This window comes from Burkholderia sp. CCA53 (assembly GCF_001685525.1).
In the GTDB taxonomy this organism is placed as follows: Bacteria; Pseudomonadota; Gammaproteobacteria; order Burkholderiales; family Burkholderiaceae; genus Burkholderia; species Burkholderia multivorans.
This window is the reverse complement of sequence record NZ_BDDJ01000001.1, coordinates 502,643-526,698: the sequence shown is the minus strand read 5'-3', so window position 1 is coordinate 526,698 and position 24,056 is coordinate 502,643. Positions and strand designations below refer to the sequence as shown.

At 64.1% G+C, this 24,056-nt stretch carries 27 protein-coding genes and 2 pseudogenes; 10 read left to right on the top strand and 19 right to left on the bottom strand.

Annotation, left to right across the window (positions count from 1 at the left end):
- Positions 1–14: 14 nt before the first annotated feature.
- From BCR55_RS02375 to BCR55_RS02345, 8 genes are all read right to left on the bottom strand, one after another.
- Positions 15–1,049 (bottom strand): IS481 family transposase, encoded by a 1,035-nt coding sequence (locus BCR55_RS02375; protein ID WP_059938068.1) that lies wholly within the window; start codon positions 1,047–1,049, stop codon positions 15–17.
- Positions 1,050–1,134: 85 nt separating this feature from the next.
- A complete protein-coding gene (locus BCR55_RS02370) occupies positions 1,135–1,845 on the bottom strand; it encodes an immunity 52 family protein (RefSeq protein WP_065494124.1) in 711 nt (236 codons plus the stop codon).
- Between the two features lie 11 nt (positions 1,846–1,856).
- Positions 1,857–2,432 carry a restriction endonuclease fold toxin 5 domain-containing protein gene (locus BCR55_RS02365; protein ID WP_254661816.1) on the bottom strand — a complete coding sequence of 192 codons (576 nt, stop codon included), beginning with the start codon at positions 2,430–2,432 and terminating at the stop codon, positions 1,857–1,859.
- The gene (locus tag BCR55_RS33245) at positions 2,347–2,820 is read right to left on the bottom strand and encodes a hypothetical protein (RefSeq protein ID WP_139094016.1); all 474 of its coding nucleotides are present in this window, start codon (positions 2,818–2,820) and stop codon (positions 2,347–2,349) included. The genes BCR55_RS02365 and BCR55_RS33245 overlap by 86 nt, the downstream gene beginning before the upstream one ends.
- Positions 2,813–3,316 (bottom strand): DUF4123 domain-containing protein, encoded by a 504-nt coding sequence (locus BCR55_RS02360; RefSeq protein WP_065494122.1) that lies wholly within the window; start codon positions 3,314–3,316, stop codon positions 2,813–2,815. Before BCR55_RS02360 ends, BCR55_RS33245 begins: the two co-directional genes overlap by 8 nt.
- Positions 3,317–3,320: 4 nt before the next feature.
- Positions 3,321–3,734 (bottom strand): PAAR domain-containing protein, encoded by a 414-nt coding sequence (locus tag BCR55_RS02355; protein WP_065494121.1) that lies wholly within the window; start codon positions 3,732–3,734, stop codon positions 3,321–3,323.
- A gap of 206 nt (positions 3,735–3,940) precedes the next feature.
- The gene (locus tag BCR55_RS02350; RefSeq protein ID WP_065494120.1) at positions 3,941–4,330 is read right to left on the bottom strand and encodes a hypothetical protein; all 390 of its coding nucleotides are present in this window, start codon (positions 4,328–4,330) and stop codon (positions 3,941–3,943) included.
- A gap of 43 nt (positions 4,331–4,373) precedes the next feature.
- A complete protein-coding gene (locus BCR55_RS02345; protein ID WP_175403810.1) occupies positions 4,374–4,829 on the bottom strand; it encodes a hypothetical protein in 456 nt (151 codons plus the stop codon).
- 80 nt (positions 4,830–4,909) lie between these two features.
- Here BCR55_RS02345 and BCR55_RS02340 point away from each other — a divergent pair, with 80 nt between their 5' ends.
- Positions 4,910–5,614 (top strand): SOS response-associated peptidase family protein, encoded by a 705-nt coding sequence (locus BCR55_RS02340; RefSeq protein ID WP_065494118.1) that lies wholly within the window; start codon positions 4,910–4,912, stop codon positions 5,612–5,614.
- A 49-nt stretch (positions 5,615–5,663) separates the two neighbouring features.
- Here BCR55_RS02340 and BCR55_RS02335 read toward each other — a convergent pair whose 3' ends face one another.
- Both BCR55_RS02335 and gvpU read right to left on the bottom strand, forming a co-directional pair.
- Positions 5,664–6,548 carry a TIR domain-containing protein gene (locus BCR55_RS02335; protein WP_065494117.1) on the bottom strand — a complete coding sequence of 295 codons (885 nt, stop codon included), beginning with the start codon at positions 6,546–6,548 and terminating at the stop codon, positions 5,664–5,666.
- Positions 6,549–6,650: 102 nt separating this feature from the next.
- Positions 6,651–7,115: a gas vesicle accessory protein GvpU gene (gvpU, locus tag BCR55_RS02330; RefSeq protein ID WP_217491746.1), complete on the bottom strand. Its 465-nt coding sequence runs from the start codon at positions 7,113–7,115 to the stop codon at positions 6,651–6,653.
- Positions 7,116–7,409: 294 nt separating this feature from the next.
- On the opposite strand from gvpU, the pseudogene BCR55_RS02325 reads away from it, so the two are divergent.
- Positions 7,410–8,477 (top strand): annotated as a pseudogene (locus tag BCR55_RS02325) (IS4 family transposase); the annotation flags it as partial.
- A gap of 39 nt (positions 8,478–8,516) precedes the next feature.
- Here the strand turns inward: BCR55_RS02325 and BCR55_RS02320 are convergent.
- Positions 8,517–9,776, bottom strand: coding sequence for an IS256-like element IS1356 family transposase (locus BCR55_RS02320; RefSeq protein ID WP_065494115.1), 1,260 nt, complete (start codon positions 9,774–9,776; stop codon positions 8,517–8,519).
- Positions 9,777–9,831: 55 nt separating this feature from the next.
- On the opposite strand from BCR55_RS02320, the pseudogene BCR55_RS02315 reads away from it, so the two are divergent.
- Positions 9,832–10,095 (top strand): annotated as a pseudogene (locus tag BCR55_RS02315) (DDE transposase); the annotation flags it as partial.
- Between the two features lie 95 nt (positions 10,096–10,190).
- Here the strand turns inward: BCR55_RS02315 and BCR55_RS02310 are convergent.
- Positions 10,191–10,745, bottom strand: a complete 555-nt coding sequence (locus tag BCR55_RS02310) for a GNAT family N-acetyltransferase (RefSeq protein WP_006408147.1) — start codon at positions 10,743–10,745, stop codon at positions 10,191–10,193.
- 52 nt (positions 10,746–10,797) lie between these two features.
- The gene (locus BCR55_RS02305; RefSeq protein ID WP_065494113.1) at positions 10,798–11,415 is read right to left on the bottom strand and encodes a helix-turn-helix domain-containing protein; all 618 of its coding nucleotides are present in this window, start codon (positions 11,413–11,415) and stop codon (positions 10,798–10,800) included.
- Between the two features lie 169 nt (positions 11,416–11,584).
- Here BCR55_RS02305 and BCR55_RS02300 point away from each other — a divergent pair, with 169 nt between their 5' ends.
- Complete coding sequence (locus BCR55_RS02300; RefSeq protein WP_006401246.1) at positions 11,585–11,818, top strand: ParD-like family protein; 234 nt, start codon at positions 11,585–11,587, stop codon at positions 11,816–11,818.
- Positions 11,818–12,624, top strand: a complete 807-nt coding sequence (gene map / locus BCR55_RS02295; RefSeq protein ID WP_006408149.1) for a type I methionyl aminopeptidase — start codon at positions 11,818–11,820, stop codon at positions 12,622–12,624. The genes BCR55_RS02300 and map overlap by 1 nt, the downstream gene beginning before the upstream one ends.
- 104 nt (positions 12,625–12,728) lie before the next feature.
- Here map and BCR55_RS02290 read toward each other — a convergent pair whose 3' ends face one another.
- A complete protein-coding gene (locus tag BCR55_RS02290) occupies positions 12,729–13,232 on the bottom strand; it encodes a GAF domain-containing protein (protein WP_006401244.1) in 504 nt (167 codons plus the stop codon).
- Positions 13,233–13,327: 95 nt separating this feature from the next.
- Complete coding sequence (locus BCR55_RS02285; protein WP_006401243.1) at positions 13,328–14,245, bottom strand: LysR family transcriptional regulator; 918 nt, start codon at positions 14,243–14,245, stop codon at positions 13,328–13,330.
- A 112-nt stretch (positions 14,246–14,357) separates the two neighbouring features.
- Between BCR55_RS02285 and BCR55_RS02280 the strand changes: the two genes are divergently transcribed.
- Positions 14,358–15,224: a pirin family protein gene (locus tag BCR55_RS02280; RefSeq protein WP_006401242.1), complete on the top strand. Its 867-nt coding sequence runs from the start codon at positions 14,358–14,360 to the stop codon at positions 15,222–15,224.
- Positions 15,225–15,347: 123 nt separating this feature from the next.
- Positions 15,348–15,839, top strand: coding sequence for a GNAT family N-acetyltransferase (locus BCR55_RS02275; protein ID WP_006401241.1), 492 nt, complete (start codon positions 15,348–15,350; stop codon positions 15,837–15,839).
- Positions 15,840–15,860: 21 nt separating this feature from the next.
- On the opposite strand, the gene BCR55_RS02270 is transcribed toward BCR55_RS02275, so the two are convergent.
- The 3 genes from BCR55_RS02270 to BCR55_RS02260 are packed head-to-tail and all read right to left on the bottom strand — an operon-like array spanning position 15,861 to position 17,837.
- Positions 15,861–16,730, bottom strand: coding sequence for a cytochrome c oxidase assembly protein (locus BCR55_RS02270; protein ID WP_006401240.1), 870 nt, complete (start codon positions 16,728–16,730; stop codon positions 15,861–15,863).
- Positions 16,731–16,740: 10 nt separating this feature from the next.
- Positions 16,741–17,184, bottom strand: coding sequence for a copper chaperone PCu(A)C (locus BCR55_RS02265; RefSeq protein WP_371493282.1), 444 nt, complete (start codon positions 17,182–17,184; stop codon positions 16,741–16,743).
- A gap of 17 nt (positions 17,185–17,201) precedes the next feature.
- Positions 17,202–17,837, bottom strand: a complete 636-nt coding sequence (locus tag BCR55_RS02260; RefSeq protein WP_006401238.1) for an SCO family protein — start codon at positions 17,835–17,837, stop codon at positions 17,202–17,204.
- A gap of 275 nt (positions 17,838–18,112) precedes the next feature.
- Between BCR55_RS02260 and otsB the strand changes: the two genes are divergently transcribed.
- Both otsB and otsA read left to right on the top strand, forming a co-directional pair.
- Entirely contained in the window at positions 18,113–18,865 is a 753-nt protein-coding gene (gene otsB / locus BCR55_RS02255) for a trehalose-phosphatase (protein ID WP_006401237.1), read from the top strand.
- Positions 18,862–20,238 (top strand): alpha,alpha-trehalose-phosphate synthase (UDP-forming), encoded by a 1,377-nt coding sequence (otsA, locus tag BCR55_RS02250; RefSeq protein ID WP_006401236.1) that lies wholly within the window; start codon positions 18,862–18,864, stop codon positions 20,236–20,238. The genes otsB and otsA overlap by 4 nt, the downstream gene beginning before the upstream one ends.
- Before the next feature lie 344 nt (positions 20,239–20,582).
- Here the strand turns inward: otsA and BCR55_RS02245 are convergent, their stop codons facing one another.
- Positions 20,583–22,412, bottom strand: coding sequence for an ABC transporter ATP-binding protein (locus BCR55_RS02245; RefSeq protein WP_006401234.1), 1,830 nt, complete (start codon positions 22,410–22,412; stop codon positions 20,583–20,585).
- 560 nt (positions 22,413–22,972) lie between these two features.
- On the opposite strand from BCR55_RS02245, the gene BCR55_RS02240 reads away from it, so the two are divergent.
- Entirely contained in the window at positions 22,973–24,037 is a 1,065-nt protein-coding gene (locus BCR55_RS02240; protein ID WP_006401233.1) for a glycosyltransferase family 4 protein, read from the top strand.
- The last annotated feature ends 19 nt before the right edge of the window (positions 24,038–24,056 follow it).

Below are 24,056 nucleotides of genomic sequence, written 5' to 3'. Positions count from 1 at the left end.
TCACGGACATCGTTTCACTTCTTGGTGCGCCTTTTTCGTTCCGTGGTGGAGCTCGAGGCTCCGTTAGGAGACGCGAGCTCCACCACGCGCCGGTGATGTTCGGCGAGGGTCTTGTCGACGCGCCATTCACGGTGGCGAATTCGTTCTTTCGTTTCGTCGTAGGCACTTTCCACCTCCTCCGCGAGAGGCGTAATTTCGCTTAACTCCGCGATACGATCGATGGGCGTTTTGCCACCAAGTGAGCCGTGCGGGCGCCGCCAGTTATAGTCGAACTGCCACTCCTCAATTCGTTGGTCGATCGCATCCCCGGTCGGTGGATGATCCGACCAGAATTCGTTGAGGTCGGTGAGCTGCGAACGCTCGACCTTGCCGTTGAGGTGTGGCGAACGGGGCGGAATCGGTCGGAATTTGATGCACTCGCTCATCAAGCGCCGCTGCACTGACTCGGCGAAGAACTCACCGCCTCGGTCGGTCTGGATACGCTGAATCGGGAACGGCATCTCCTCAATGACGCGATTAAGAAAAAGCAGCGTATTTCGGGCATTTCTGCGTGGGTAGATCGCCAGTACCCGGAATCGCGAACAGTCGTCGATCGCCGTGTACTGGTACGCACCTCGAGCGATTTTCATCGTGTCCATCTGGACGCGGTCTCCAGGCACCGGCCGGCTATAGCGTTTCGGCTGCGTCGGTCGCCTGGATCGAACCAACGGTTTTACACCCGCCTCGCTCAAGATCTTGTGAATGGTCGCGAGGGATAGCTCTCGTTGCTCGTGCAGTCGCAGTTCATTCTGGATCCGCCGTGCGCCTTTGCGCTCAGCGCGCAATCGGAGGACCGTCGCCCGATCAGCCTCGGAGACCTTCCGGTTTGGGCTGCGCAGTGGACGACGGCTTTGAGACTGGAGACCTGCTTCGCCAGCTTCCTGATAGCGACGCAGCCATTTGCGAAGTGTCGGCCGAGATATGCCGCACCGTGCGCACACGAGGCCGGCATTGCCGGTCTCGTGATACATGCGTACCCAACGTAATCGCGCGGCGATCTCTCGGTCCATCGCTTCATTCTAGTTGAAACGATGTCTATGAATCACACAGTTCTAGGCGATGGTGTCGGCGCGAAACATCGTGCCGACACCGCGCTTACAGATCGTCGAAAGCAGGCAGGAGATCTTGCTCCACGAGTCGGATCTCGATCCTGTTAGCCGCTTCGATGTGCTCGGGGTTCTTCATCGAGAACGGTGCGTCGGTCGTGCTGACGATGATTGTGCCGGTTTGGTTCTTTCCGGCCTCAGGCGTGGCCACCACTTCGCGTGCCTCTGGAACCTGTTGCTGCGTAATCACGGTGGGCAGGTAGATCATCCAGCCGACGCCGGGCTTGTCGTCAAACACCTGTCGTGCCGCGTAGCTTCTCGGGCCGACAGCGGCGTATGCAGGTTTGAATGCTGTAGTTGCAGCACGGACGATTTTCAGCACTGAATCCAGACTGCTGAGAATCAGCTTCTTCGACAGAGAAAGTTCAAATGTGTTGACGTAACCCGGTTCGTTGAGATGGCACGAAATGGTTGTGCCTTCGTTGATATCCTCGTTACCGTCCCAAAGGCTCACGTATGTTGCATCCGGATGGTCGCCAAACTTGTGTTTCAGTACGGCGAGGATGGCGTTCGACGGTGAGCCATCGTCGAACGCCTGATATAACAGTGCTTCCTCTCGGCTCTGCCCACGTGCGTACCATTGATTGATCGTCGGGTCGATCTCGGCGAGTGCATGTGTGACGACTTGAATGCGTGACAAGACTTCAGCGAAGTTGGTCGGCTCAAGTAAGTCATCCTTGAATTTCAGTCTGATATCCATGATCGTCGCGGTTAAGGTTGCCAGACGGATGCTACTTTATTCTCGATCAAGGCTGGGAGCATGTACTCGCGCAATTCGGCTTCTTCGAAGAACCACTTCAAGCGGGCCGGTGGGTTCGTATTCACCTTCTTCGCTTGGGTGTTCAGTTGGCTGAACAGAGAGTCGTAACCCTCGAACCACGTTTGCGCCTTCATCTCGCCTTCGTCGTTTCGTTTAAGGAACTGAGCATAGTGTGACTTCGCTTCTTGAAGCAGACATTCTGCTGGCACGAAACCGTCAAACTCGGTGCCGAGCCAAACCCACTCTTCGTTCCATCCTTCTTCGATGCTGTACGGCCGCCCGGTTATCCGCCCTTGATACTTGCGGGAACGCGGTGACATGTGGTGCTTTTTGTTTTCCGCGACACCAGTCTCTTCGGGCGGGCATTTTTTGCATTTTTCTCCCGTGCGCGGGACGGCCTTGGCGTCGGTCTTCGCCTTGCTCTCATCCTTGGTCGTGTCGCTAGACAGGCTCGCCGTTCCCGCCAGTCCGATTCCGCCCAACAAGGCGGCGCCAGCTCGCGCCAAGACCGGCCCAAGTTCTGCCAAGACCCCCTCCAGTAGTGGAAGTGCTGCTGCCATGCTCAAGTCCCCCGTTATATTCCGGATGTTCGACGCGCCACTTTATGACGCGCAAGTAGTCGTGAAATCGTTCGTCTGGTGATCGGCCTGGACGTGTGAGCCACGCGTGCGTGGCCGGCTTCTTGTAGAAACTAGGCGCGTACGCTTCGATTCGCAGAAACGCTTCGACATTCTCGTCTGCATGGATGCCGAGCTGACGAGCGGCGATGTATGCGTTCCATAGACGCGCTGACAGAGTGTTGTCATCGGCAAGTTTGGGATCGGCTTTGACGAGATCCTGCCTGATGCGCTCGACGTATCCACGCGCATCGATCTCGGCAAGGCCCGCGACCTGTTCGCTCGTCAGCTCAAGCATGCGGATGCACTCCCTTCAGTTTTCCATTCACCTCGACGAGCCAGTCGAATGTCGGCACGAAGAATTGCATGCGCTGCGTGAATTCCATCAGCGATGCCATGTCGGCCATGATGCGGGCATCGTAGAAGCGGAGCAGGGCGGTGCGGCCGTCCGGTAGGCGCACGTCGAGGCGGCGCCGCAATTCGTCCGCGAGCGATTCGATCGGATATGCGCTAATGAGCCACGACACGCCTGTTGAACCGCCTGCCATCGCAGAAAGCGAGTGTCGGACGCTACCGGACGCGCGCTCCCAATCGAACAACCATGGTCCGGCCTCGGCGAGCGCTGCGTCCGGTGTGCCGTCAAAGAGGGCGACTGCCGCTTGCGATCCCCGAGGAGACGATCCGCCTGCCGCGTCGGCGAACAGAAGACCATCGACGAGGGCGTACAAGTGCACCTGCATGGTCAACTGCTTTTGGCGCTCGAGGAAGAACGCTTCGATCGAGACGTTCGTCATGAAGCTACCCGCGCGCGATCATTGTCGCGGCATTCTCGGCCGCAGCTTTCAGACATTCGAGACAGAGCGTCGGCGAAGGAGCGAGCGCAGCGGCAGTCGTTGCGATGGCGGTACTTGCACCGCCAGTCGTCGCTGTGCCAGATCCGACGTCGTCGAACGTCGCTGACGACTGCGAGGCGATCAACGTCGCTCCGCAGGCAGTTTTCATGCCCTCGACGGCGGTTTCTCGTCCGTCGAACGTGTGCGAGTATTGCCGCCCGGTCGGAAGGATCGGAAAGACCCCCTTGCACTGCGGGCAAAGTACCTTGTGCCCGACGCCGGCAATGGGCTTTCCATCAATGGTCGCGGTCGCGCTGCCCTCCAGCACGCGGCCGCCATGCGTCGTCGTGTCGCCGACGCAGATCATGGCTTGGGCCATATGTTCTCTCGTAGGTGTGGTTTTAGTATGAATTTACCATCAACCGAGGATCGACCTACCAATGACGCCCTTCGCGGTTGTCAGTTTGGATTAGTCGACTGTGATCAGCCGTGACAAGTGCGCTTTGCGCGCGCGGGGCTGCACACGCATTGCATCGTTCGCCGCGACGCCGTGAGGGCCTTCCGGGACGTATCCTCCGTTGGAGGCTAGTTGGTCGGCTCGATGTAGAACCCGCGCGCCGTCAGATCCATCGTGACGTCGCTGAATGAGTCGAAAATATCGTATCCGCATTCGACGTACGTGGTCGTGGAATCGAAATTGAGATCCTCGATGTTTCGCTTCCACGTGAGAGGCAGGTCGGTCGAGTGTCCTGGATCGAAGTGAGTGACACTTAGGTACGGCGGACGAACGCCGCGAGGCGGGTACTCCGTGCGTAGCACGAGCTCGACGTTGACGACGACATGGTGTTCCGGGATCCGGTCCGCGTAACGCAGCAGGTACGCCCGCAGCGAATGGCCGTCCTTGCGGTCTTGCGCCGAGGCGAAGCCAAACCAGTCGTCGTCGGAATCGCTGAATTCTTCCGCAATTGTGCGCATGTCGATCTCCAGTGCGACGGGCTTTCAGAATGCCACAGGCGCGTCACAAGTTCATCCGCGCCCGGCGCAGCTCCTCGCGAAGCAGGTGGTAGAGCTTTCGAAACGGCCCAAACGGACCATCCAGGTCGCCGCGGTTCGACGTCGCGCTCTCGGTCGTTCGCCACCAGTCCATGACCTTCTCAAGAGATTTTCGCAGCGCCACGATCTCTAGGATGAGGCGCCGGACCTCGGGATCGCGGTTGGTGCGCCAGAGCTCGCGCAGCTCCGATTCGGTCGGGGCGACGAAGTCCCGCATCGGCACGCGGCGGCGGCATGGCGCCCTGAGTGGCACCACGTTTCGATCGACCTTCGTCTCCTCCAGCGGGCGCGGGTCCGATTCATCGGGGAACTGCCCGGTGTAGGACTGAAATTCACCGCGCGTCACAGGCAGGTGCGTGCGCCGGCGCTCCCCGGATTCGAGGTGCGTGTACTCCCAGATGTAGGCCCAGCGCGGTTTCATGATGCGATGTGATGCTGTATGGATATACAGTGTATCGCGGGGTAAGATGGTGCCGTCAAGATCGAAAATTGGGGACGGCGATGTGCACGAACTACGTGGCGCCGGGCGAGGATCCGGGCTTGAGCGAGCTCAAGATCGACAACTTCCGCGATCTGTACCGCTGGACGCCGTGGAAACCCGAGATCTACCCGGACTACGACGCGCCGATCGTGGGCTACGTCGACGGGCAATTCAAGCCACTGATTGCTGGCTTCGGCTTCTGGTCGAGCGCACTGCAGAAGGCGAACATCAAGAAGGCGAAAGAGCAGGGGCGCAAGCCGCCGCTCATGCGCAGCACGATGAACGTGCGCGACGACAACCTCGGGAAGTCGCCGCTGTACGGACCAACCTGGCGCAGCGGCCGGCGTTGCCTGATTCCGGCGCGCTTCGTAGTCGAGCCATCGTATCCGGATGCACGTCAAGAAGCGAATGGCGACTGGGTGCTCGGGCCGTGCGTGTGGCAGCAGATCGGCGTGGTCGACCGGCCGACCATGTGTGTCGCCGGCATCTGGCGCACGCTTACGAACCAAGACGGCGCTGAGCGCCACGTGATGTCGATGATCACCGTAAACGCCGACGGTCACCCGCTGATGTCGCGAATGCACAAGCCGGCCGACGAGAAGCGGTCCGTTGTGATTCTGCGGCCGGATGATTGGGAGGAGTGGCTTACTACGTCCAACGTCGAAGCCGCGCGCGCAATGCTGCAGCTCTATCCGGCCGACGAAATGGTCGCAGAGCCAAAGTAACTTATTGCGTGGACCCTAATAGCGTACCGAATGGGCGTCATTATGCCCTTTAGCCCATTACGCGGTTCCAATCGATGGTATATCCAGCGGCCTTCAATTCACGGGCCAAGGCGGTCTTCCATGCGCCACCATCGTCTAAGTTTTCCCAAACGACGCCAGCGAAGTCCGTGGGAATTTCCAAGTCTCCCTTCGCTAGAGAGCATACCCGGGCGCGGCCAAGACGGGCGATGAAATAGCCCAGCTCCAGCAAAACGTTTTGGCGTGCGCGAGGGCGCACAGAGTCGACCGTTTTCCCGCCTACATCGTCAGGCGTCAATAGCACAACAGCGAAACCCACGTCCCCGTGCGCCTCAATTTTCTCGATGATGGTCCGCCCTTGATTGGCTTGCTCGCTCAGAATGATCGCGTCGAAACCTATGTGTTCGATGAACCGAGCTACAGTCTGTAGGGCACTAGTGTCGTGTCCGTGGACAATGAAGACTTTTGTAGAGGGGGGCGCGACGGCCGTAGAGTACGATGTGACCGGTTCAGTTTCGGCCGCGTCCTGTAATTCGGCTTCCAGCCACTTGATCGCCGATTTTAGTATTTCAATCGACCTGACCTTGCCGTCGGCAACGTACTGGCGTGCTTCGCGGCCGTTATCTCGCGGCGTAACGCCGTAGCCTATTACGACTGGACCATGGTCAAGGGTGGTCGCGTCAGCATAGCGGTTATATTCAACGGTCCCGTGGTCGAAGATCGACGTCAGCGCACCATCGATTGTTGCCTCAAGCGATCGTTGAGTTGGCCCCCATCTCTCGGTCAGCGTCGACGCGTCGAAGGCGTCTATTTCTGCAATTACTCGCTCTAAGCGCGCGATGCCACGGCGCATTTGATCCGCTGTCAGCGTTACCCGGGCCGGTCTCGCGGGAGCCGGCGTTCTACGGTTTGCCATGGTTTGCCTTCCCCTTCGCGTTATTAACCCACGGTGCATTATGCGCGAAAGCACCGGGTGAACGGGCTCTCGCGCTTTCTATGAGCCACCTACAACAATCACTTAACTCGCGCTTTGGCTAAGTGAGCCAAGATTGAAACCGTCGACCTCTCGGATACGTCCCCGCCACCATACTCCGCCGTTGCCGGGAATCGGAGCCCCGCTCGGATGGAAGGAGCGGGCGTCCTGTAGATGGATGTAATGAGGGGATTCCATGTCCTCCTTGTACGAGCCGTCTTCCGTAACGTACATGTCGCCGAATTTCGCGAAATTTTGGCGAATTTCTGCGGCGGTCTCGGGCTTGGAAAATGCCCCCCCAAAGGCCGCACCGAAGCCCTCGAAGAACTTCTTTCCGCCGACAAGTTGACCGCTGACCAGTAAGCCGCCGACAAACAGAGTGATAGGAAATGAAGCGTCACTCTTGTTCACGATCGATACGAGAAACTGGAGAAACCAGTCGTTTTCTGCCGTGGCGATGACGTGCTGCGGCTCGGGCCGTGCGCGAGGTGTATCGCTTTGCTCTGTCATGGGATGGTCCCTCGTGTTATGGAGCTGAAATCATATCCGAACGCGCTGAGAGAGGGGCGGCCATGTTGGATGGCGAAAACGGTTGGTTAATTGCGATAAACAATTGATTTAAATAGATTGATGGCGGCCTGCAAGGCCGTTTAGGCCGGTTCGACTCCGGCTCGCGCCTCCAGGTAGGAAGAGAAAAAGCCTCGCTTCGGCGGTAATGCCGTTCAGTTAAGCAACTGAACGGCATTTTTGTTTTGGGGAAGGAGTGGTTGTAAACGCTGCGCTGAGATGTTAACTTTTGGCGCGATGCTGACCGACCACCTGACCTTCATGCGCGATGCCGAACCTACCGACCTGAGCCGGTTGGCGGAGCATCTTCCCCATGCGTGGATCGAACAGGCCATCGAAGCGACAGGCACGGCGAGCATTCGTCGCCGTCGCTTGCCGGCTGAGCAGGTGGTCTGGCTGGTGATCGCGCTGGCGATCTATCGTCATTGGTCAGTCAGCGAAGTGGTGGACAGTCTGGAACTGGTGCTGCCCAACGAGACCACGTTCGTCAGCAAGAGCGCCGTCACCCAGGCCCGGCAGCGCTTGGGCCACGCCCCGATAGCTTGGCTGTTCGAGCAAACCGCGCAGGCATGGTGCAAGCAGGATGGTGCGCGCCATGCCTTCAAAGGGCTTAGCTTGTGGGCCATGGATGGCACCACGCTACGCACGCCGGACAGTGCCGCGAATCGGGAACATTTCGGGGCCCAAAGCTACGCGAGCGGCAAGGTGGCCAGCTACCCGCAGGTGCGGGCCGTCACGCTGACCTCGATCCCGACGCATCTGGTAGCAAACATTGCGTTTGGCCGCTACGACACCAACGAGATGATCTACGCCAAGAATCTGCTGGCGCAGATTCCCGATCATTCGCTCACGGTCTTCGACAAAGGCTTCCTGGCAGCCGAGATCCTGTGCGGCCTGAGCTCGGGCGAACGCAATCGCCACTTCCTGATTCCGGCAAAGTCCAATACGCGTTGGGAGGTACTGTCGGGCAAACCGGACGATGCATTGGTGCGCATGCGCGTCTCGCCTCAGGCTCGGCAGAAATGCCCCGATCTGCCGGAGTGGTGGACGGCGCGTGCAGTGCGCATTCAAGATGCACAGGGGCGGGAACGTGTACTACTGACGTCGTTGACCGATCGGCGCCGCTTCAAGTTGGCCGATCTGGTTGCTTGCTACGAGCGGCGCTGGCAGATCGAGACCAGCTATCGCGAACTGAAGCAGTCCATGCTCGGTAGCGAACTGACCCTACGTAGCCGAACCGTCGACGGCATCTACCAAGAGATCTGGGGTGCGCTGATCGCTTACAACCTGATTCGCCGCGAAATGGGAGGTATCCGGAATTCCGTGTGTGAGGCGGGTTGAGATTCAGATTCCAATGTTGAATCGTTCCGGGTAAAGCAGTGCGAACTGCGTCATCGCGCTCTTCCAATCGTGCCGGGAGCCGGTCCACTTGGCCACGACGTTGCGCAGCGCCAGCCAGATCAGTTTGAGCGCGGCCTCGTCCGACGGGAAGTGGCCGCGCGCCTTGATGATCTTTCGAAGCTGCATGTGCAGCGACTCGATCGCGTTGGTCGTATATACAATTTTCCGGATGTCAGGCGCGAAGGCGTAGAACGGAATCACCTGATCCCAGGCCCGGCGCCAGAGCGCGGCAATCGGAGGGTATTTCGTACCCCACGGGCTCGTATCGAACGCGTCCAGCGCCACGGCGGCCGCTTCGGCCGACGGTGCCCGATAGACCTCCTTGAGCGCCGCTGCGACCGATTTCCTGTCTTTCCAGCTGGCAAAGTCCAGCGAGTTCCGGATCAGATGCACGATGCAGGTCTGGACCGTCGTTTCCGGGAACACCGTGTTGATCGCTTCGGGGAAGCCCTTCAGGCCGTCGACCACGGCGATCAGGATGTCCTGCACGCCGCGCAGCTTCAGGTCGTTCACCACCCGCAGCCAGAACTTGGCGCCCTCGGTCTGCTCGATCCAAAGGCCGAGCACGTCGCGTGTGCCGTCGCGGCGCACGCCCAGCGCCAGGTAGATCGCCTTGTTGCGCACCACGCCTTCGTCGCGGATCTTGACTCGCAAGGCATCGAAGAACACGACCGGGTACATCGGCTCGAGCGGTCGCTGCTGCCATTCGCGCACTTCGTCGATCACGGCATCAGTCACCGTGCTGATGAAGTCCGGCGACACCTCGATGCCATACATGTCCAGCAGGAAGCCCTGAATCTCCCGCACGCTCATGCCGCGGGCATACATCGCGATGATCTTGTCGTCGAAGCCTGTGAAGCGTCGCTCGCCCTTGGCGATCAGCACCGGATCGAACGTGCCTTCGCGGTCGCGCGGAATCTCGACGTCGAGCAGGTCATTGTCGGTTGCGATGCGCTTGCGGCTGGTGCCGTTGCGATGGTTCGTGCGGCCCGCCGGCTTGGCATCGCCCTTCTCGTAGCCCAGGTGGTGGGTCAGTTCGCCGCCCAGTGCACGCTCGAAGATTGCCTTCTTGAGCGCCGCGAGCTGTTCGTTGATCGTCGCCCGATCCAGCGTCCCGGGCACCAGTTGCTTGATCAGTTCCGGGTCCAGGTTCAATCCCTTGCCCGGTTCTACCGGCACTTCTTCCTTGCGTTTGCGTGGCATAACGTGGCTCCTTGGCCATCAGTTTATGCCTCACACACAAAAGTTCGGATAGGCTCGCGAAATGGCTTGCGCCGCCTTCGAGGCCAAGTGCGAACCGACCGAACTGAGCTTCGTTCGCTCGTTCCATCTCATCCAGCACGAGATGATGTGGGCTGCACGCACGCCTGCCTTCGCCAAGCTGCCCGCCGTGCTCAAGCGACTTCGCGAACACCTCAAGCTGCTCATCAATGTAAAACGGCCCGATCGCAAATGCGATCGGGCCGTCGAGTCCCGTCCTGCTCGTTATGCCGTCCGGTTCCTCAGAAAGAACCTTAACTGAACGGCATTATCGCTTCGGCGGGGCTTTTCTTTTGTCATCGTCGCTGTTCTTTTGGCGTAACGTGCGCGCAGCCGCGCACGCATCCACACCGCGCGTCAGCCATCAACCGGCCGGCTCGGCGTATCGAGCCTCAGCTGATAGAACGCCGCATCGAGCCATCGCCCGAACTTGAATCCCGCCTCCTTGATCGTCCCCGAATGGACGAACCCGAGCCGCGTATGCAGCGCGATGCTGCCGGCGTTGGTCGCATCGATGCAGCCGACGAGCAGATGCACGTCCGCATCGTGTGCACGGCGGATCAACTCGCGCAACAGCAATTCGCCGAGCCCGCGTCCGCGGTGATCGCGATGCACGTACACGCTGTGCTCGACCGTGTACTTGAAGGCCGGAAACGCGCGGAACGTGCCCCAGCTCGCGAAGCCGAGCAGCGTGCCCGACGCGTCCACCGCGCCGACGACCGGAAAGCCGCTCGCACGCTTCGTCGCGAACCACGCGGCCATCGCTTCGGGCGGACGCGGCTTGTAGTCGTACAGCGCGGTCGAGTTGACGATCGCGTCGTTCAGAATCTCCAGAATGGCCGGCGCGTGCTCGGCCTCCGTGCAATCGATCAGGCGCACGTCGTCGCGCTGCGGCGGGTTCGGGGAAGTCATTCGAGCTCCTGTAGACATGGGGCGGACGGGCCGCGCACGGATCGCCGTCGCATCACGCGGCCCGGGCCGCGGCGGCCGATGCATCGCAGATCGCGACGATGTACCGTGCCGCATGCGGCGACGGGTTGCTGAAAATCAGCGGCTGATCGAGCCGCATGGCGAGACAGTCGCCTTCGTGAAGCTGATGCAGCGTCGCGCCGAGCGTGACGTCGATGCGGCCGCGTACGACCCAGATCTGCTGGTGCCACGCGATCTCGCGTGCACCGGTGTCGTACGCGACACGTCCGCCGGGCGGGAAGTCGACTTCGACGAGTTGAAGCGGCGACGGCCAGCCGGGCGGCGACAGATTGCGTCGCGCATAGCCGGACGCCGGGTCGCGCCATTCGGCCTGCTGCGCGCGCCGCACGAGCGGCTGCGCGGGCGCGCCGTCGTCGCCGCCGAACAACCCGGCCAGCGAAATGCCGAGCCCGGCCGCGAGCTTGTCGAGCACGACGGCCGTCGGACTGGCCGCCGCGCGTTCGATCAGCGAAATCATCGAGCGGCTCACGCCGCAGCGCGCGGCGAGCGCGTCGAGCGTGTAGCCGCGCAGCGTGCGCAGCTCGCGTACGCGTCGTGCGATGCGTTCGTTGATGCCGGCGTCGTCGGCGGTGGGAGACGGAGATTCCTGCATGATGGAGAGATTTTCCAGCAAAATGGAATGAACGGTCAACGCTTCGCAGTGAAACGTCGACGCGCCCGCATTGCATCTACGGCGCTCATCCACGCGACGAAGCGGCTTGCCGCCGGCCGGGACACAGCGTATTATACGTTCCGACTACACTTCGCATAATTGGTGACATATGGGCATCATCAAGATTTCCGACCACATGCACGAGCGGCTGCGCTCGACGAGCACGGCGCTCAGCCGGTCGATCAACGCGCAGGCCGAGCATTGGCTGCGGGTCGGCATGCTCGCCGAGCTCAACCCGTCGGCGTCCTACGGCGACATCTGCCGGATGCTGATCGAGGCGGAGGCGCGCGGCGGTACGGGCGCGGCCGAGCCCGTCGCCGGCCGCATCGAGCAGGTGGCGTAATGGCGAAGCGCGAAATCCCGATCCGCAACCCGCAAGACATCGCCAAGTCGCGCGAGGCGGCGAAGCTCGCGTCGCAGGTGCTGACGATGATCGGCGAATATGTGAAGCCGGGCGTCACGACCGACGAACTGGACGAGCGTTGCCGCCGCTACATCGTCGACGAACTCGGCGCGATTCCGGCCAACATCGGCTATCACGGCTATCCGAAGACGGTCTGCGCGTCGGTCAATCACGTCGTCTGCCACGGCATTCCGTCATCGCGGCCGCTGCGCGACGGCGACATCGTGAACCTCGACATCGCGGTGATCAAGGACGGCTGGTTCGGCGACACGAGCCGCATGTACTTCGTCGGCGAGCCGGGCGAGCTGGCGCGCCGCCTCGTCGCGACGACGTACGAGGCGATGCATGCCGGCATCCGCGCGGTGCGTCCGGGCGCGACGCTCGGCGACGTCGGCTATGCGATCCAGCAGGTCGCACATCGCGAAGGGTTCAGCGTCGTGCGCGAATACTGCGGGCACGGCATCGGCGACGTGTATCACGACGAGCCGCAGGTGCTGCACTACGGCCGCCCTGGTACGGGGCTGCCGCTGCGGCCGGGCATGATCTTCACGATCGAGCCGATGCTCAACGCGGGCAAGCGCGACACGCGCGTGCTCGGCGACGGCTGGACCGTCGTCACGAAGGACCATTCGCTGTCCGCCCAATGGGAGCACATGGTGGTCGTGACGGAGCAGGGCTACGAAGTGCTGACCGACGACGTGGGGCCGCCCGCGTTCGCCGAGCTGCCCGGCACGCGCGTCGCCTGACGGGCGCCGCGCGCCGCGCCGGCATCGAAGTCGCCGCCGGTATTGAATCGAAGTGAAACGGGCCCGATGCGATCGGGCCCGTTTCGTTTGGCGGTACGCGACGCTCAGCCGCGCGTCTTTTGCCACGCGTGTTCGACGAACACGCGGCACAGCGCCTCCATGCCGCGGCGATCCTCGTCGTCGAAGCGCGCGGCGACGGGGCTATCGACGTCCCATACGCCGATCAGCGTGCCGTCGTCGGCGACGAGCGGCACGACGATTTCCGATTCCGACGCAGCGTCGCACGCGATATGGCCGGGAAACGCGTGCACGTCGCGCACGACCTGCGTTTCGCGCGTCTGCGCGGCCGTCCCGCACACGCCTTTGCCGAGCGCGATCCGCACGCACGCGGGCTTGCCCTGGAACGGGCCGACCACGAGCTCGGTGCCGTCGAAGAAATAGAAGCCGGCCCAGTTCAGCCGGTCGAGCGAGTGATAGACGAGCGCGGAGAAGTTCGCGGCGTTCGCGATCAGATCGCGTTCTGACTCGACGAGCGCACGCGCCTGCTCGACGAGCGTCGCGTATTGATCGGCCTTGGAAGCATCGGGGTCGTGGGACAACGTGAACATGGCTGAAAAGCGGTAAAGGTTGGAAAAACGCGCGACGCGCGTACGGCAGTCTACGGCACGCGCGTGCGACGTGCAGCGTGCGGCGACACGCCGGCTCAGTCGGGTTCGAGTTCCGCGAACCGCGCCGCGAGAAAGTCGAGCAGCGCGCGCACGGCGGGCAGCAGTCCGCGGCGCGACGCGAATACCGCGTGGACGATCTCGCGCCGCGGCGCCCAGTCGGGCAGCACGGTGACGAGCGTGCCGCGCGCGAATTCGTCGCGCACCATCATCGTCGGCAACTGCACGATGCCGACGCCGGCGACGGCGGCCGCGCGCAGCGCGAGCATGCCGCCCGTCACGAAGCGCGGCTGATGATGGATTTCCGCGCTGGCGCCGTCGGGACCGCGCAGGCGCCACACGTGCGCCGCCTGCGGCACGCCGTGATCGAGGCTCGGCAGTCGCGCGAGATCGGCGGGCACCGCCGGCGTGCCGTGCTCGCGCAGCAAAGCGGGGCTCGCGACGAGGCACTGGCCGCGCTCGGCCAGCACGCGCAGCGCGAGATCGCTGTCGTCGAGCGGCGGCGGCCGGACGCGAATCGCGACGTCGATCCCTTCGCCGATCACGTCGACGCGCCGGTTCGTCGCTTCCAGATGGATCTCGACGCGCGGGCACGCGAGCATGAACGCCGCGATCATGTCGCCGACCAGCGAATCGAGCAGCACGATCGGACAGCTGACGCGCACGATGCCGCGCGGCTGCTCGTGCAGCAACGCGACGGCCTCGTCCGCGGCATCGGCCTCGACGAGCATCGCGCGGCAGTGCGCGTAGTAGGTCTGGCCGACGTCGGTGACGGTGAAGCGGCGCGTCGAGCGCTGGATCAGTCGGATGCCGAGCCGCGCTTCCAAGAGCGCGATACGGCGGCTCAGCTTCGACTTCGGCATGTTGAGCGCGCGCCCGGCCGGCGCGAAGCCGCCGTGTTCGACCACCTGGACGAAGTAATAGAGATCGTTCAGATCTCGGGCGTTATCGTTCATGAAATAGAACGCTGAGTGCGGATTTTGCAGTCTACCGGACCGATCGTTCCACCACTATAGTGACACTCAAGGATGCGAAACACAGGTTTCGCCGCAAATTCGGAGAACGCAAATGAAGAAGGTCCAAGGTGTGTACAGTGCGCCGCGCGGTCATTGGGTCGGCGACGGTTTCCCGGTGCGCTCGATGTTCAGCTACCAGTCGCACGGCGCGCATCTGAGCCCGTTCCTGCTGCTCGACTACGCCGGTCCGGCGACGTTCGAGCCGGCTTCGACGCGGCGCGGCGTCGGCCAGCACCCGCACCGCGGGTTCGAAACGGTGACGATCGTCTACGACGGCGAAGTCGAACACCGCGACTCGACCGGCGCGGGCGGCGTGATCGGGCCGGGCGACGTGCAGTGGATGACGGCCGCAAGCGGGATTCTGCATGAGGAATTCCACTCGGACGCGTTCGCGAAGCGCGGCGGTGCGCTCGAAATGGTGCAGCTGTGGGTGAACCTGCCCGCGGCCGACAAGATGGGCGAGCCCGGCTATCAGACGCTGCTCGACGCGGACATTCCGGTCGTCGAACTGCCGGACGGTGCGGGGCGCGTGCGGATCATCGCGGGCGAACTCGACGGACGGCGCGGCCCGGCCCGCACGCATACGCCGATCGACGTGTGGGACGTGCGGCTCGCGGCCGGCGGTCATGCGCGGTTCCCGATCGCCGAAGGGCGCACGCTGGCGGTCGTCGTGCTGCATGGCACGGTGCTCGTGAATGGCGAGACGGTCGCGCGCGAAGCGCAGTTCGTGCAGTTGAGCCGTGACGGCACCGACGTCGAGATCGAAGCGAACGGCGACGCGAAGCTGCTGATCCTGAGCGGCGAGCCGATCGACGAGCCGATCGTCGGCTACGGTCCGTTCGTGATGAACTCGCAAGACGAAATCCGGACGGCGATCGAGGATTTCAACAGCGGCCGTTTCGGCCGGATGCCGGCCTGACGCAAGTGCCCCGCGCAATGCGGGGCTTTTTTTGCGTGGCCGCGCGCTCGCGCGTGCGGTGCGGTTCGAGGCATAATCGTCGGCTGCCGCGCGCCGGCCGGCGCGCCCGAATCAGGACCGCACATGAACGCTTCCGCACCCGCCGCATCCCCGACTGCGACCGATCTCGACTGGCGCTGGAAACCCTTCGATGCGCTGAGCGCGCGCGAAGTCTATTCGATCCTCGAGGCGCGCAGCGCCGTATTCGTCGTCGAGCAGAATTGCGTGTATCGCGACATCGACGATGCCGATCAGACAGCGTGGCATCTCGCCGCGTACGACGGAGCAGGGCGGCTCGCCGGCTATCTGCGCGTGCTTCTGCCGGACGCGCAGCACCGCGACGTGCGCATCGGCCGCGTGCTGACCACGGCCGCGTTCCGCGGCGCGGGGCTCGGCAACACGCTGCTCGCGCGCGCGCTCGAGCACATTCGCGCGCAGTGGCCCGACACGCCGGTGAGCCTGCATGCGCAGGCGCATCTGCAGCGCTTCTACGGTGCATTCGGCTTTACGCCGAGCTCGGACGTGCACGACGAGGACGGCATTGCGCACGTGTGGATGCGCAGCGAGCGCGCATGACGCAGGCGGCGCGCCGCGCGGTCAGTGCGCGGTGCGTGCGGCCCGACGATCGGCGGCGTGCTGCGCCGCGCGTTCGTCGATCAGACGGCCGCGCGCGGACAGCCGCAGCCAGTGCCGCAGCGCGATCAGCGCGCCGATCACGCTCATCATCGAGCCCGGAATCCAGAGCAGCAGCCCGCCGATCTGCTGATCGCGCAGCGGGCTCAGCCACGTAAACGCGCGGCCGCAGATCGAATAGATCGGATAGAGCTCGTGCGGCGTGAAGAAGATGAGCGCGCCGAGCGCGATTTGCGGCGGGATCGCCGCGACGGCGATCAGGATCCGGCGGCCGGGCGAGAGCCGCGCCGGCGGCGCCGGACGCGGATCGACGACGAGCCACCAGAACAGCAGCCCGTCGATCACCATGCTCCAGTTCATTACGCGGTACAGCCGCCAGTCGAGCATCGCGACGAAATGGATCGGCGACAGCAGCCAGAAGTAGATGAGCCCGACGAACAACACGACGGCGACGACCGGATTGAACACGACGTCGAGCGTCGCGCGCAGCGGCGGCCACGCGAGCGCGGGCCGCACGAAACGCTGGCGCCACCGGAACGGAATGCCGGCGCGGATCGCGGCGCCCGGATACGCGAGTGCGATGAAGAACGGCCCGAGATGGTGCAGCACGAGGTGCTGCGCGCGATGCATGAAGAACTCGTGCTCGAAGAAGTAGTCGAGCCGCGTGTGCAGCGCGATGTAGAGCGCAGTCAGCCCGAACCAGAACGAAAACTGCCGCAACGGCGATACCTTCGCCTTCTTCGCGCCGCGCGCGAACAGCACGGCGGCCGCGAGCACCGCGACGACCACGGTCGGCGACGGTTCCCACGGATCGAGCCAGTACAGGACGTTCATCGCAACCCGATCATTTCGCCTGCGCGGGCGACTTCACCGCGAACGGTGTGTCGAGCGTTTCGCCGTCGGAGAACTTCAGGCGCAGACGCACGGTGTCGCCGGGCTTGATCGCATGCTTGGGCTCCTCGAGCATGAAGTGATAGCCGCCCGGTGCGATGTCGACCTTGCCGCGCGCGGGAATCGTCAGCTTGTCGACCATTTCCATTTTCTGCGTCGAGCCGTTCGACACGGTCTGATGCAGCATCGCCATCCCGTAGTCGGGGCTGTCGACGTCGACGAGATCGACCGGCTTGTCGCTTGTGTTCACGAGCGTCACGTAGCCGCCGGCCGGCAGCTTGTTCGGCAGCCAGCGCACCCACGCGCCCTGCGCGGTGATCGCGCCGGCGGCGTACGCATGGGCGCCGGCGCAGAGCGTGGCGATCGCGGCGAGCATCTTGAAGGTCGTCTTGTTCATGTCGTTCATGTCGTCATTCAGGTTGCGGAAGCGGTGTCGATGATCCGGCGCACGTCGGCGGCGATGGCGTCGGGCGAGTCGCGGTCGGTCGCGAGCAGCCGCGCGCGGCCGTTCGCGTCGAACACGTAGACGGCGGAGCTGTGCGTGACTTCGTAGCCGCCGGACGGGTCGCGCTTTTCCATCTGATACGCGACGCGATATCGTTTCGCGAGCGATTCGATCTGCCGGTCGGTACCCGTCAGCCCGCGCGCGTGTTCGGCATCGAACGCGGCGACGTAGGACTGCATCGCCTGCGGCGTGTCGCGTGCGGGATCGACCGATACGAACAGGATGCGGACGGCGTTCGCCTGCGGACCGAGCTTCGCGAGCACTTCCATCAGCCGCGCCATCGTTTCCGGACAGACGTCCGGGCAATGCGTGTAGCCGAAGTAGACGAGCGCGACGCGGCCGCGGAATGCGGCGGCATCGACGGGCCGGCCGTCGCCGCCCGTCAGGTCGAACGACAGATCGGGCAGGTGGCCCGTGACGTCGGTGAGATGCCAGCGCGCTTCGTCGTGCGTGCACGCGGCGAGCGCGGCCGCAACGACCAGCGCCGCGGCGGTGCGGATGAAGCGGGAAAGGCGCCGGTGCGGCGCGGGGCGGGCAGACGACATCCTGGGGCTCGATCGGACGGAACGGTCGCCGGCCGGCGCGGCGCCATGCGTCGCGCGGCGGCGGTTGCGACTGTAGCGCAATTCGCGCACCCGCGTCCTTTCGAAACCCGTACGACGCGCGCGAGCGGGGCAATATGTCGCAGCGGGGCGCGGCAGCCGGCACGACGCTTGCGTCACGCCGGTTTCGCCCATCTCCGCGCGCCGACGCGGTAAGATGCGCACAATTCCATTCGCGCAGCGGCGGCCCGGCGGGCCGTCCCTCAGACATCGAATCGATGCAATCCGTTCCGGCCTCCCTGTCTCTGACCGATACCGCGTTCTTCTTCGACTTCGACGGCACGCTCGTCGAGCTCGCCCCGACACCCGACAGCATTCACGTGCCCCGTGCGCTGCCGACGCTGCTCGACGAGCTGCGACGCCGCTCGCACGGCGCGGTCGCGATCGTGTCGGGCCGCGGCATCGACAGCATCGATGCGTTTCTCAACATGTCCGACCTGCCGGTCGCCGGCCTGCATGGCGCGGAGCGGCGCGACGCGAACGGCGATACGCAGCGCATCGGCTTCAACGACGCGCGACTGCTGCGCATCGAGCGCGAGCTCGCGGCCGTCGTCGAGCGCCATCCCGGCATGCTGCTCGAGATCAAGGGCGCGGCCGTCGCGCTGCACTACCGCAATGCGCCCGAGCGTGAGCCGGCCGCGCGCGAGGCAGCCGAGCGGCTCGTCGCCGAATACCCGGACGCCTACGTGCTGCAGCCCGGCAAGATGGTGTTCGAGATCAAGCCGAAGGGGGTCGACAAGGGGCGCGCGCTGGCCGCATTCCTCGACGAGCCGCCGTTCGCGGGCCGCGTTCCGCTGTTCGCCGGCGACGACCTGACCGACGAGAAGGGCTTTGCGCTCGTCAACGCGCGCGGCGGGCTGTCGATCAAGATCGGCGCAGGCGAAACGTCGGCGCGCATGCGGCTCGATTCGGTCGACGCGCTGCATGCGCAGATCGCGCGCTGGCTCGGTGCGGGGCAGCCGGGCGCATGAGTCGACTGATCATTGTTTCGAACCGCGTCGCCCCGATTTCGGAAGGCGAACCGGCGGCGGGCGGGCTCGCGATCGGCGTCTACGATGCGCTGAAGGAGACGGGCGGCATGTGGTTCGGCTGGAGCGGCGAAGTCGTCGCGTCCGGTGCGCCGCAGATCCGCGTCGAGGAACGCGGGCCCGTGACGTTCGCGACGGTCGGCCTGTCGCGTCGCGATTACGACCAGTACTACCGCGGCTTCTCGAACGCGACGCTGTGGCCCGCGTTTCATTACCGTGCGGATCTGATCCAGTACGATCGCCACGAATTCGACGGCTATCGGCGCGTGAACGTCTGGCTCGCGCAGCAGCTCGTGCCGCTGCTGCAGGACGACGACGTGATCTGGGTGCACGACTATCACCTGATTCCGTTCGCGCGCGCGCTGCGCGCGGCCGGCGTGAAGAACCGCATCGGCTTTTTCCTGCACATCCCGTTTCCGGCCGCGCAGGTGCTCGTCAACGTGCCGCCGCATCGCGAGCTTGTCGAGTCGCTGTGCGCGTTCGACCTGCTCGGCTTCCAGACCGAACCGGATCTGCGCGCATTCTGCGACTACATCGAATTCGAAGGCGGCGGCGAGATCGCGCGCGACGGCCGCACGGTGCGCGTGCAGGCGTTCGGCCAGACGCTGCATGCGGCCGCTTACCCGATCGGCGTGTATCCGGACGAGATCGCGTCGCTCGCGCAAGCCGGCGAGAACGGCAAGGCGGTGCGCACGCTCGCGACGTCGCTGCGCGGGCGGCAGCTGATCATGAGCGTCGATCGTCTCGATTATTCGAAGGGACTCGTCGAGCGCTTCCGTGCGTTCGAGAAACTGCTCGAGCATCAGGCCTCGTTCCGCAATCGCGTGTCGTTCCTGCAGATCGCGCCGTCGACGCGCGCGGACCTGCGCGCCTATCAGGACATCCGCTTGCAGCTCGAGGCGGAGTCGGGCCGCATCAACGGCCGCTATGCGGAACTCGACTGGGCGCCGATTCTCTACATCCACCGGCAGTACGAGCGGCAGGTGCTGGCCGCGTTGTACCGGCTCGCGCGCGTCGGCTTCGTCACGCCGCTGCGCGACGGGATGAACCTCGTGGCGAAGGAATACGTGTCCGCGCAGAATCCGGACGATCCCGGCGTGCTCGTCCTGTCGCGCTTCGCCGGTGCCGCACGCGAGCTGACCGGCGCGCTGATCGTCAATCCGATCGACATCGAGGGCATGGCCGACGCGCTGTCGCAGGCGCTGACGATGCCGCTCGCGGAGCGCCGCGCGCGTTACGCGGACATGATCGCGCAGCTGCGCGAGAACAACGTGTCGGTGTGGCGCGACCATTTCCTGCGCGATCTGCAGGGGTAGCGGGCGCGGAGGATCGGTCGCTGGACGGTGCCGCGCATCGGAGTCGGCTGCGCGGCACCGTCGCCACTGCTTGCATGCACCGAGTATGCAGAGCGCGCGATGACGCAGCCGTTATCGCGTCGGTCGTAGTGTCCGCAGAGGCTTTCGCATTCATTCGGCCGCGTCGCGACTGCGTTTCGAATCACCGAACGGGACGAGACTTTTCATCCGCGATCGATCGCGATCGAACATCGAAGAGACAGTGAGGGAATCCCGGCCGGCGCTCGATCGGCAGCGGCATCGAACGCGCCGCAGCGCGCAGTGCGCCGCCGCGGCGTTTTTCGGTTGATCCGACCGCGCGCGCGTCAGGCGACGCGTTCGCCGGTCGGCGTGCCGCCGTCGATCGGATGATGGCGGCCGTGCTGCTTCGCGAGCAGGTCGCGGTACAGGCCGGGACGGTTGCGCAGCAGCTCCGGCGGACCGTCGTCGATCACCTTGCCGTTGCTCATCACGATGATCCGGTCGAAGTTGCGCAGCGTCGAGAGCCGGTGCGCGATCGCGATCACCGTACGGCCGACCATCAGCCGGTCGAGCGCGCTCTGGATCGCTTCTTCCGACGCGCTGTCGAGCGCCGAGGTCGCTTCGTCGAGCAGCAGGATCGGCGCGTCCTTCAGGATCGCGCGCGCGATCGCGATGCGCTGGCGCTGACCGCCCGACAGCTTCACGCCGCGATCGCCGACGATCGTGTCGTAGCCTTCCGGCATCGCCTCGATGAACTCGGCGCAGCGCGCGTCGCGTGCGGCGGCGAGCACTTCCTCGCGGGTCGCCTCGGGGCGGCCGTACGCGATGTTTTCGTAGATCGTCCGGTGCAGCAGCGAGATGTCCTGCGGCACGAGCGCGATCGCCTGGCGCAGGCTGTCCTGCGTGATCGTCTTCACGTCCTGGCCGTCGACCTTCACGACGCCACCCTGCGTGTCGTAGAAGCGCTGCAGCAGCGCGAGCACGGTCGACTTGCCGGCGCCCGACTTGCCGATCAGGCCGACGCGCTGTCCGGGCTCGATATGCAGGTCGAAGTGGTCGAGGATCGCGCGGCGGTGCGGATACGCGAACGTCACGCGCTCGAAGTCGACGCGTCCGCCCTGGGCCGTCAGCGGCACTGCGTCAGAGCGGTCGGGCATCCCGTGCGGCTCGAGCAGCGTCTTCACCGCTTCGGACAGCCGCGCGATGTGCTGCGTGACGTCGACGAGCGCGACCGCGAGATCGCGCGTGCCGTGCAGGATCGTGAAGCCGAGCGAGCTGACGAGCACGATGTCGCCGGAGGTCGCCTGGCCGCGATCCCAGAGCCACAGCGCCCAGCCGAGCAGGCCGGCCGACAGCATCGCGGTGATCACCGCATGCAGCAGCCGCAACTTTTCGAGATACAGCAGGCTTTGCTGGCGCGCTTCCATTTCGGCCTTGACCGTCTCGCTGAAGCGCTTCTGCTCGCGCAGCGTCATGCCGAACGCGCGTACGAGGCCCATGTTGCCGATCACGTCGACGAGTTCGCCGTCGACGGCTGCGGCCTTGGCCGCGAACGCGTGGTGGCGCGCGGAGCCGCGCCCGGCGAGCTTGAACAGCACGACCGCGAGCACCGCCGAGCAGCCGAGCAGGCCGGCGGCCATCAGCGGATTGACGACGACGATCATCAGGATCGCGCCCATCACCGCGATGCACGGCGGCAGCACGTTCCACGCCATCGTGTTCTCGGACGTATACACCGCGTTCGACGTCGCGGTGATGCGGCTGGCGAGCGTGCCGGGCTGCTTCTCCGAGTAGTAGGTCGGCGAATGGCCGATCAGATACTGGAACAGGTCGCGCCGCAGATCGCCGGTGACCGCGACGAACGTATGCGCGGCGACCCAGCCGCCGACGCGCCACAGCAGGTTGTCGGCCGCGATCAGCCCGACGAGCAGCGCGAACGCGCTCCACAACGGGCCCGGATGATGACGCCCGGTCGCCAGCACGTCGATCAGGTGCTTGATCGCATATTGCGAACCGAGCGCACAGCCGACGGCGGCCAGCACGCTGCCGAGCACGACGAGGTGCGCGAGCGGGTGCAGGCGGATATAGCGGAACAGGAACGCGAGCGGCCGATGCGCGTAGCTCGACAGCTTCGCGTTATGGGCGTTGCGCTGGGCGGGGGTGAGAGATTCCAAAATATGCGTGCGGTGATTCGGTGATTGAGCGTTGCGGCCGGATCGCAGGCCGGCCGTCCCACCCGGACGTTAATCCGGCATTGTAAACAACGGCCACGTGCGACGCTGCGCGAATCTTGCGACCGCGTGCGGCCCGCGATCAGTTTTGAGATAAAATTCGGCATCTCGTCCTGTGTCGCACAGACGGTGCCGCCTGCCCGAACAGGACCGCGGGAGTGCCGAAGGGCCTTCCACTCTAGAACGGACACCGACGTCCGCGCGTTGCAAAGTGTTGCGCCTTTGTAACAAAGTAAAGTGTTTGAAATGTCTTACGCCGTATTGGGATAAACCCTAGATAATCGGCCTCGGGTTGGATTCCAGGTTTATTTACGAACCCCTGTCAACGGGACTTCGTTTCAAACGTTCTAAGCCTGTCGCGTCACCGGCGCTCATCGAGCCGCGCGGTTTCGACGCTCGCGGCAGGCCGGTTCGTCCGATGGTCGGACGAAATGCATCCAGCCCGGATCGCCGATAGGTCGCCGCCCAAACCTGGTTTTTTGCCGAATTTTTAGGAGTTACGCATGCGAATCGCCCAAATCGCTCCGTTGCATGAAGCGGTTCCCCCGAAGCTGTACGGTGGTACCGAACGGGTGGTGTCCTATCTGACCGAAGCGCTCGTCGAGATGGGTCATGACGTCACGCTCTTCGCGAGCGGCGATTCGCAGACTTCCGCGAAGCTCGAAGCGGTGTGGCCGCAGGCGCTGCGCCTCGATCCGACGATCCGCGACGTGATGGCCCCGCACATGCTGCTGCTCGAGCAGGTGCGCCGCCGCGCGGAAGAGTTCGACGTGCTGCATTGTCACATCGACTACTACCCGTTCTCGCTGTTCTCGCGCCAGCCGGTCCCGCATCTGACGACGATGCACGGCCGTCTCGACCTGCCGGAACTGCAGCCGATCTTCAACGCATTCAGCGACGTGCCGGTCGTGTCGATCTCCGACAACCAGCGCATCCCGCTGCCGCAGGCGAACTGGCTGTCGACCGTCTACCACGGCCTGCCGGAAAACCTGCTGACGCCGATCCCGAACGTGAAGCCGAGCTACCTCGCGTTCCTCGGCCGCATCTCGCCGGAAAAGCGCGTCGACACGGCCATCCGCATCGCCGAGCAGGCCGGTCTGCCGATCAAGATCGCGGCGAAGCTCGACAAGGCCGACCGCGCGTATTACGAAGAGAAGATCAAGCCGCTGTTCTCGCTGCCGCACGTCGAGTACATCGGTGAAATCAGCGAAGCCGAGAAGACCGAATTCCTCGGCAACGCGCACGCGCTGCTGTTCCCGATCGACTGGCCGGAGCCGTTCGGTCTCGTGATGATCGAGGCGATGGCGTGCGGCACGCCGGTGATCGCGTTCAAGCGCGGTTCGGTGCCGGAAGTGATCGACAACGGCGTGTCGGGCTTCGTCGTCGAAGACGAACTGTCGGCCGTCGCCGCGCTCAAGCGTCTCGATACGCTGCCGCGCGAGCAGGTTCGTGCCGCGTTCGAAGCGCGCTTTACCTCGAAGGTGATGGCGCAGAACTACGTGAAGAGCTACGAGGAACTGCTGCGTCAGAAGCGCCGCACCGTGCTGCGCGAAGTCAACGCAAGCTGATTCCGGCTGCCGGCCCGCT

Excerpts from the sequence above, each read along its gene's own strand:
- BCR55_RS02375 (WP_059938068.1), bottom strand. The coding sequence starts at position 1,049 with ATGGACCGAGAGATCGCCGCGCGATTACGTTGGGTACGCATGTATCAC.
- BCR55_RS02355 (WP_065494121.1), bottom strand. The coding sequence starts at position 3,734 with ATGGCCCAAGCCATGATCTGCGTCGGCGACACGACGACGCATGGCGGC.
- BCR55_RS02310 (WP_006408147.1), bottom strand. The coding sequence starts at position 10,745 with ATGACTTCCCCGAACCCGCCGCAGCGCGACGACGTGCGCCTGATCGAT.
- BCR55_RS02275 (WP_006401241.1), top strand. The coding sequence starts at position 15,348 with ATGAACGCTTCCGCACCCGCCGCATCCCCGACTGCGACCGATCTCGAC.
- BCR55_RS02300 (WP_006401246.1), top strand. The coding sequence starts at position 11,585 with ATGGGCATCATCAAGATTTCCGACCACATGCACGAGCGGCTGCGCTCG.
- BCR55_RS02290 (WP_006401244.1), bottom strand. The coding sequence starts at position 13,232 with ATGTTCACGTTGTCCCACGACCCCGATGCTTCCAAGGCCGATCAATAC.
- gvpU (WP_217491746.1), bottom strand. The coding sequence starts at position 7,115 with ATGACAGAGCAAAGCGATACACCTCGCGCACGGCCCGAGCCGCAGCAC.
- BCR55_RS02270 (WP_006401240.1), bottom strand. The coding sequence starts at position 16,730 with ATGAACGTCCTGTACTGGCTCGATCCGTGGGAACCGTCGCCGACCGTG.
- BCR55_RS02370 (WP_065494124.1), bottom strand. The coding sequence starts at position 1,845 with ATGGATATCAGACTGAAATTCAAGGATGACTTACTTGAGCCGACCAAC.
- BCR55_RS02345 (WP_175403810.1), bottom strand. The coding sequence starts at position 4,829 with ATGAAACCGCGCTGGGCCTACATCTGGGAGTACACGCACCTCGAATCC.
- BCR55_RS33245 (WP_139094016.1), bottom strand. The coding sequence starts at position 2,820 with ATGCTTGAGCTGACGAGCGAACAGGTCGCGGGCCTTGCCGAGATCGAT.
- BCR55_RS02265 (WP_371493282.1), bottom strand. The coding sequence starts at position 17,184 with ATGAACAAGACGACCTTCAAGATGCTCGCCGCGATCGCCACGCTCTGC.
- BCR55_RS02240 (WP_006401233.1), top strand. The coding sequence starts at position 22,973 with ATGCGAATCGCCCAAATCGCTCCGTTGCATGAAGCGGTTCCCCCGAAG.
- BCR55_RS02320 (WP_065494115.1), bottom strand. The coding sequence starts at position 9,776 with ATGCCACGCAAACGCAAGGAAGAAGTGCCGGTAGAACCGGGCAAGGGA.
- BCR55_RS02305 (WP_065494113.1), bottom strand. The coding sequence starts at position 11,415 with ATGCAGGAATCTCCGTCTCCCACCGCCGACGACGCCGGCATCAACGAA.
- BCR55_RS02340 (WP_065494118.1), top strand. The coding sequence starts at position 4,910 with ATGTGCACGAACTACGTGGCGCCGGGCGAGGATCCGGGCTTGAGCGAG.
- map (WP_006408149.1), top strand. The coding sequence starts at position 11,818 with ATGGCGAAGCGCGAAATCCCGATCCGCAACCCGCAAGACATCGCCAAG.
- BCR55_RS02350 (WP_065494120.1), bottom strand. The coding sequence starts at position 4,330 with ATGCGCACAATTGCGGAAGAATTCAGCGATTCCGACGACGACTGGTTT.
- BCR55_RS02335 (WP_065494117.1), bottom strand. The coding sequence starts at position 6,548 with ATGGCAAACCGTAGAACGCCGGCTCCCGCGAGACCGGCCCGGGTAACG.
- BCR55_RS02260 (WP_006401238.1), bottom strand. The coding sequence starts at position 17,837 with ATGTCGTCTGCCCGCCCCGCGCCGCACCGGCGCCTTTCCCGCTTCATC.
- otsA (WP_006401236.1), top strand. The coding sequence starts at position 18,862 with ATGAGTCGACTGATCATTGTTTCGAACCGCGTCGCCCCGATTTCGGAA.
- BCR55_RS02360 (WP_065494122.1), bottom strand. The coding sequence starts at position 3,316 with ATGACGAACGTCTCGATCGAAGCGTTCTTCCTCGAGCGCCAAAAGCAG.
- BCR55_RS02280 (WP_006401242.1), top strand. The coding sequence starts at position 14,358 with ATGAAGAAGGTCCAAGGTGTGTACAGTGCGCCGCGCGGTCATTGGGTC.
- BCR55_RS02285 (WP_006401243.1), bottom strand. The coding sequence starts at position 14,245 with ATGAACGATAACGCCCGAGATCTGAACGATCTCTATTACTTCGTCCAG.
- otsB (WP_006401237.1), top strand. The coding sequence starts at position 18,113 with ATGCAATCCGTTCCGGCCTCCCTGTCTCTGACCGATACCGCGTTCTTC.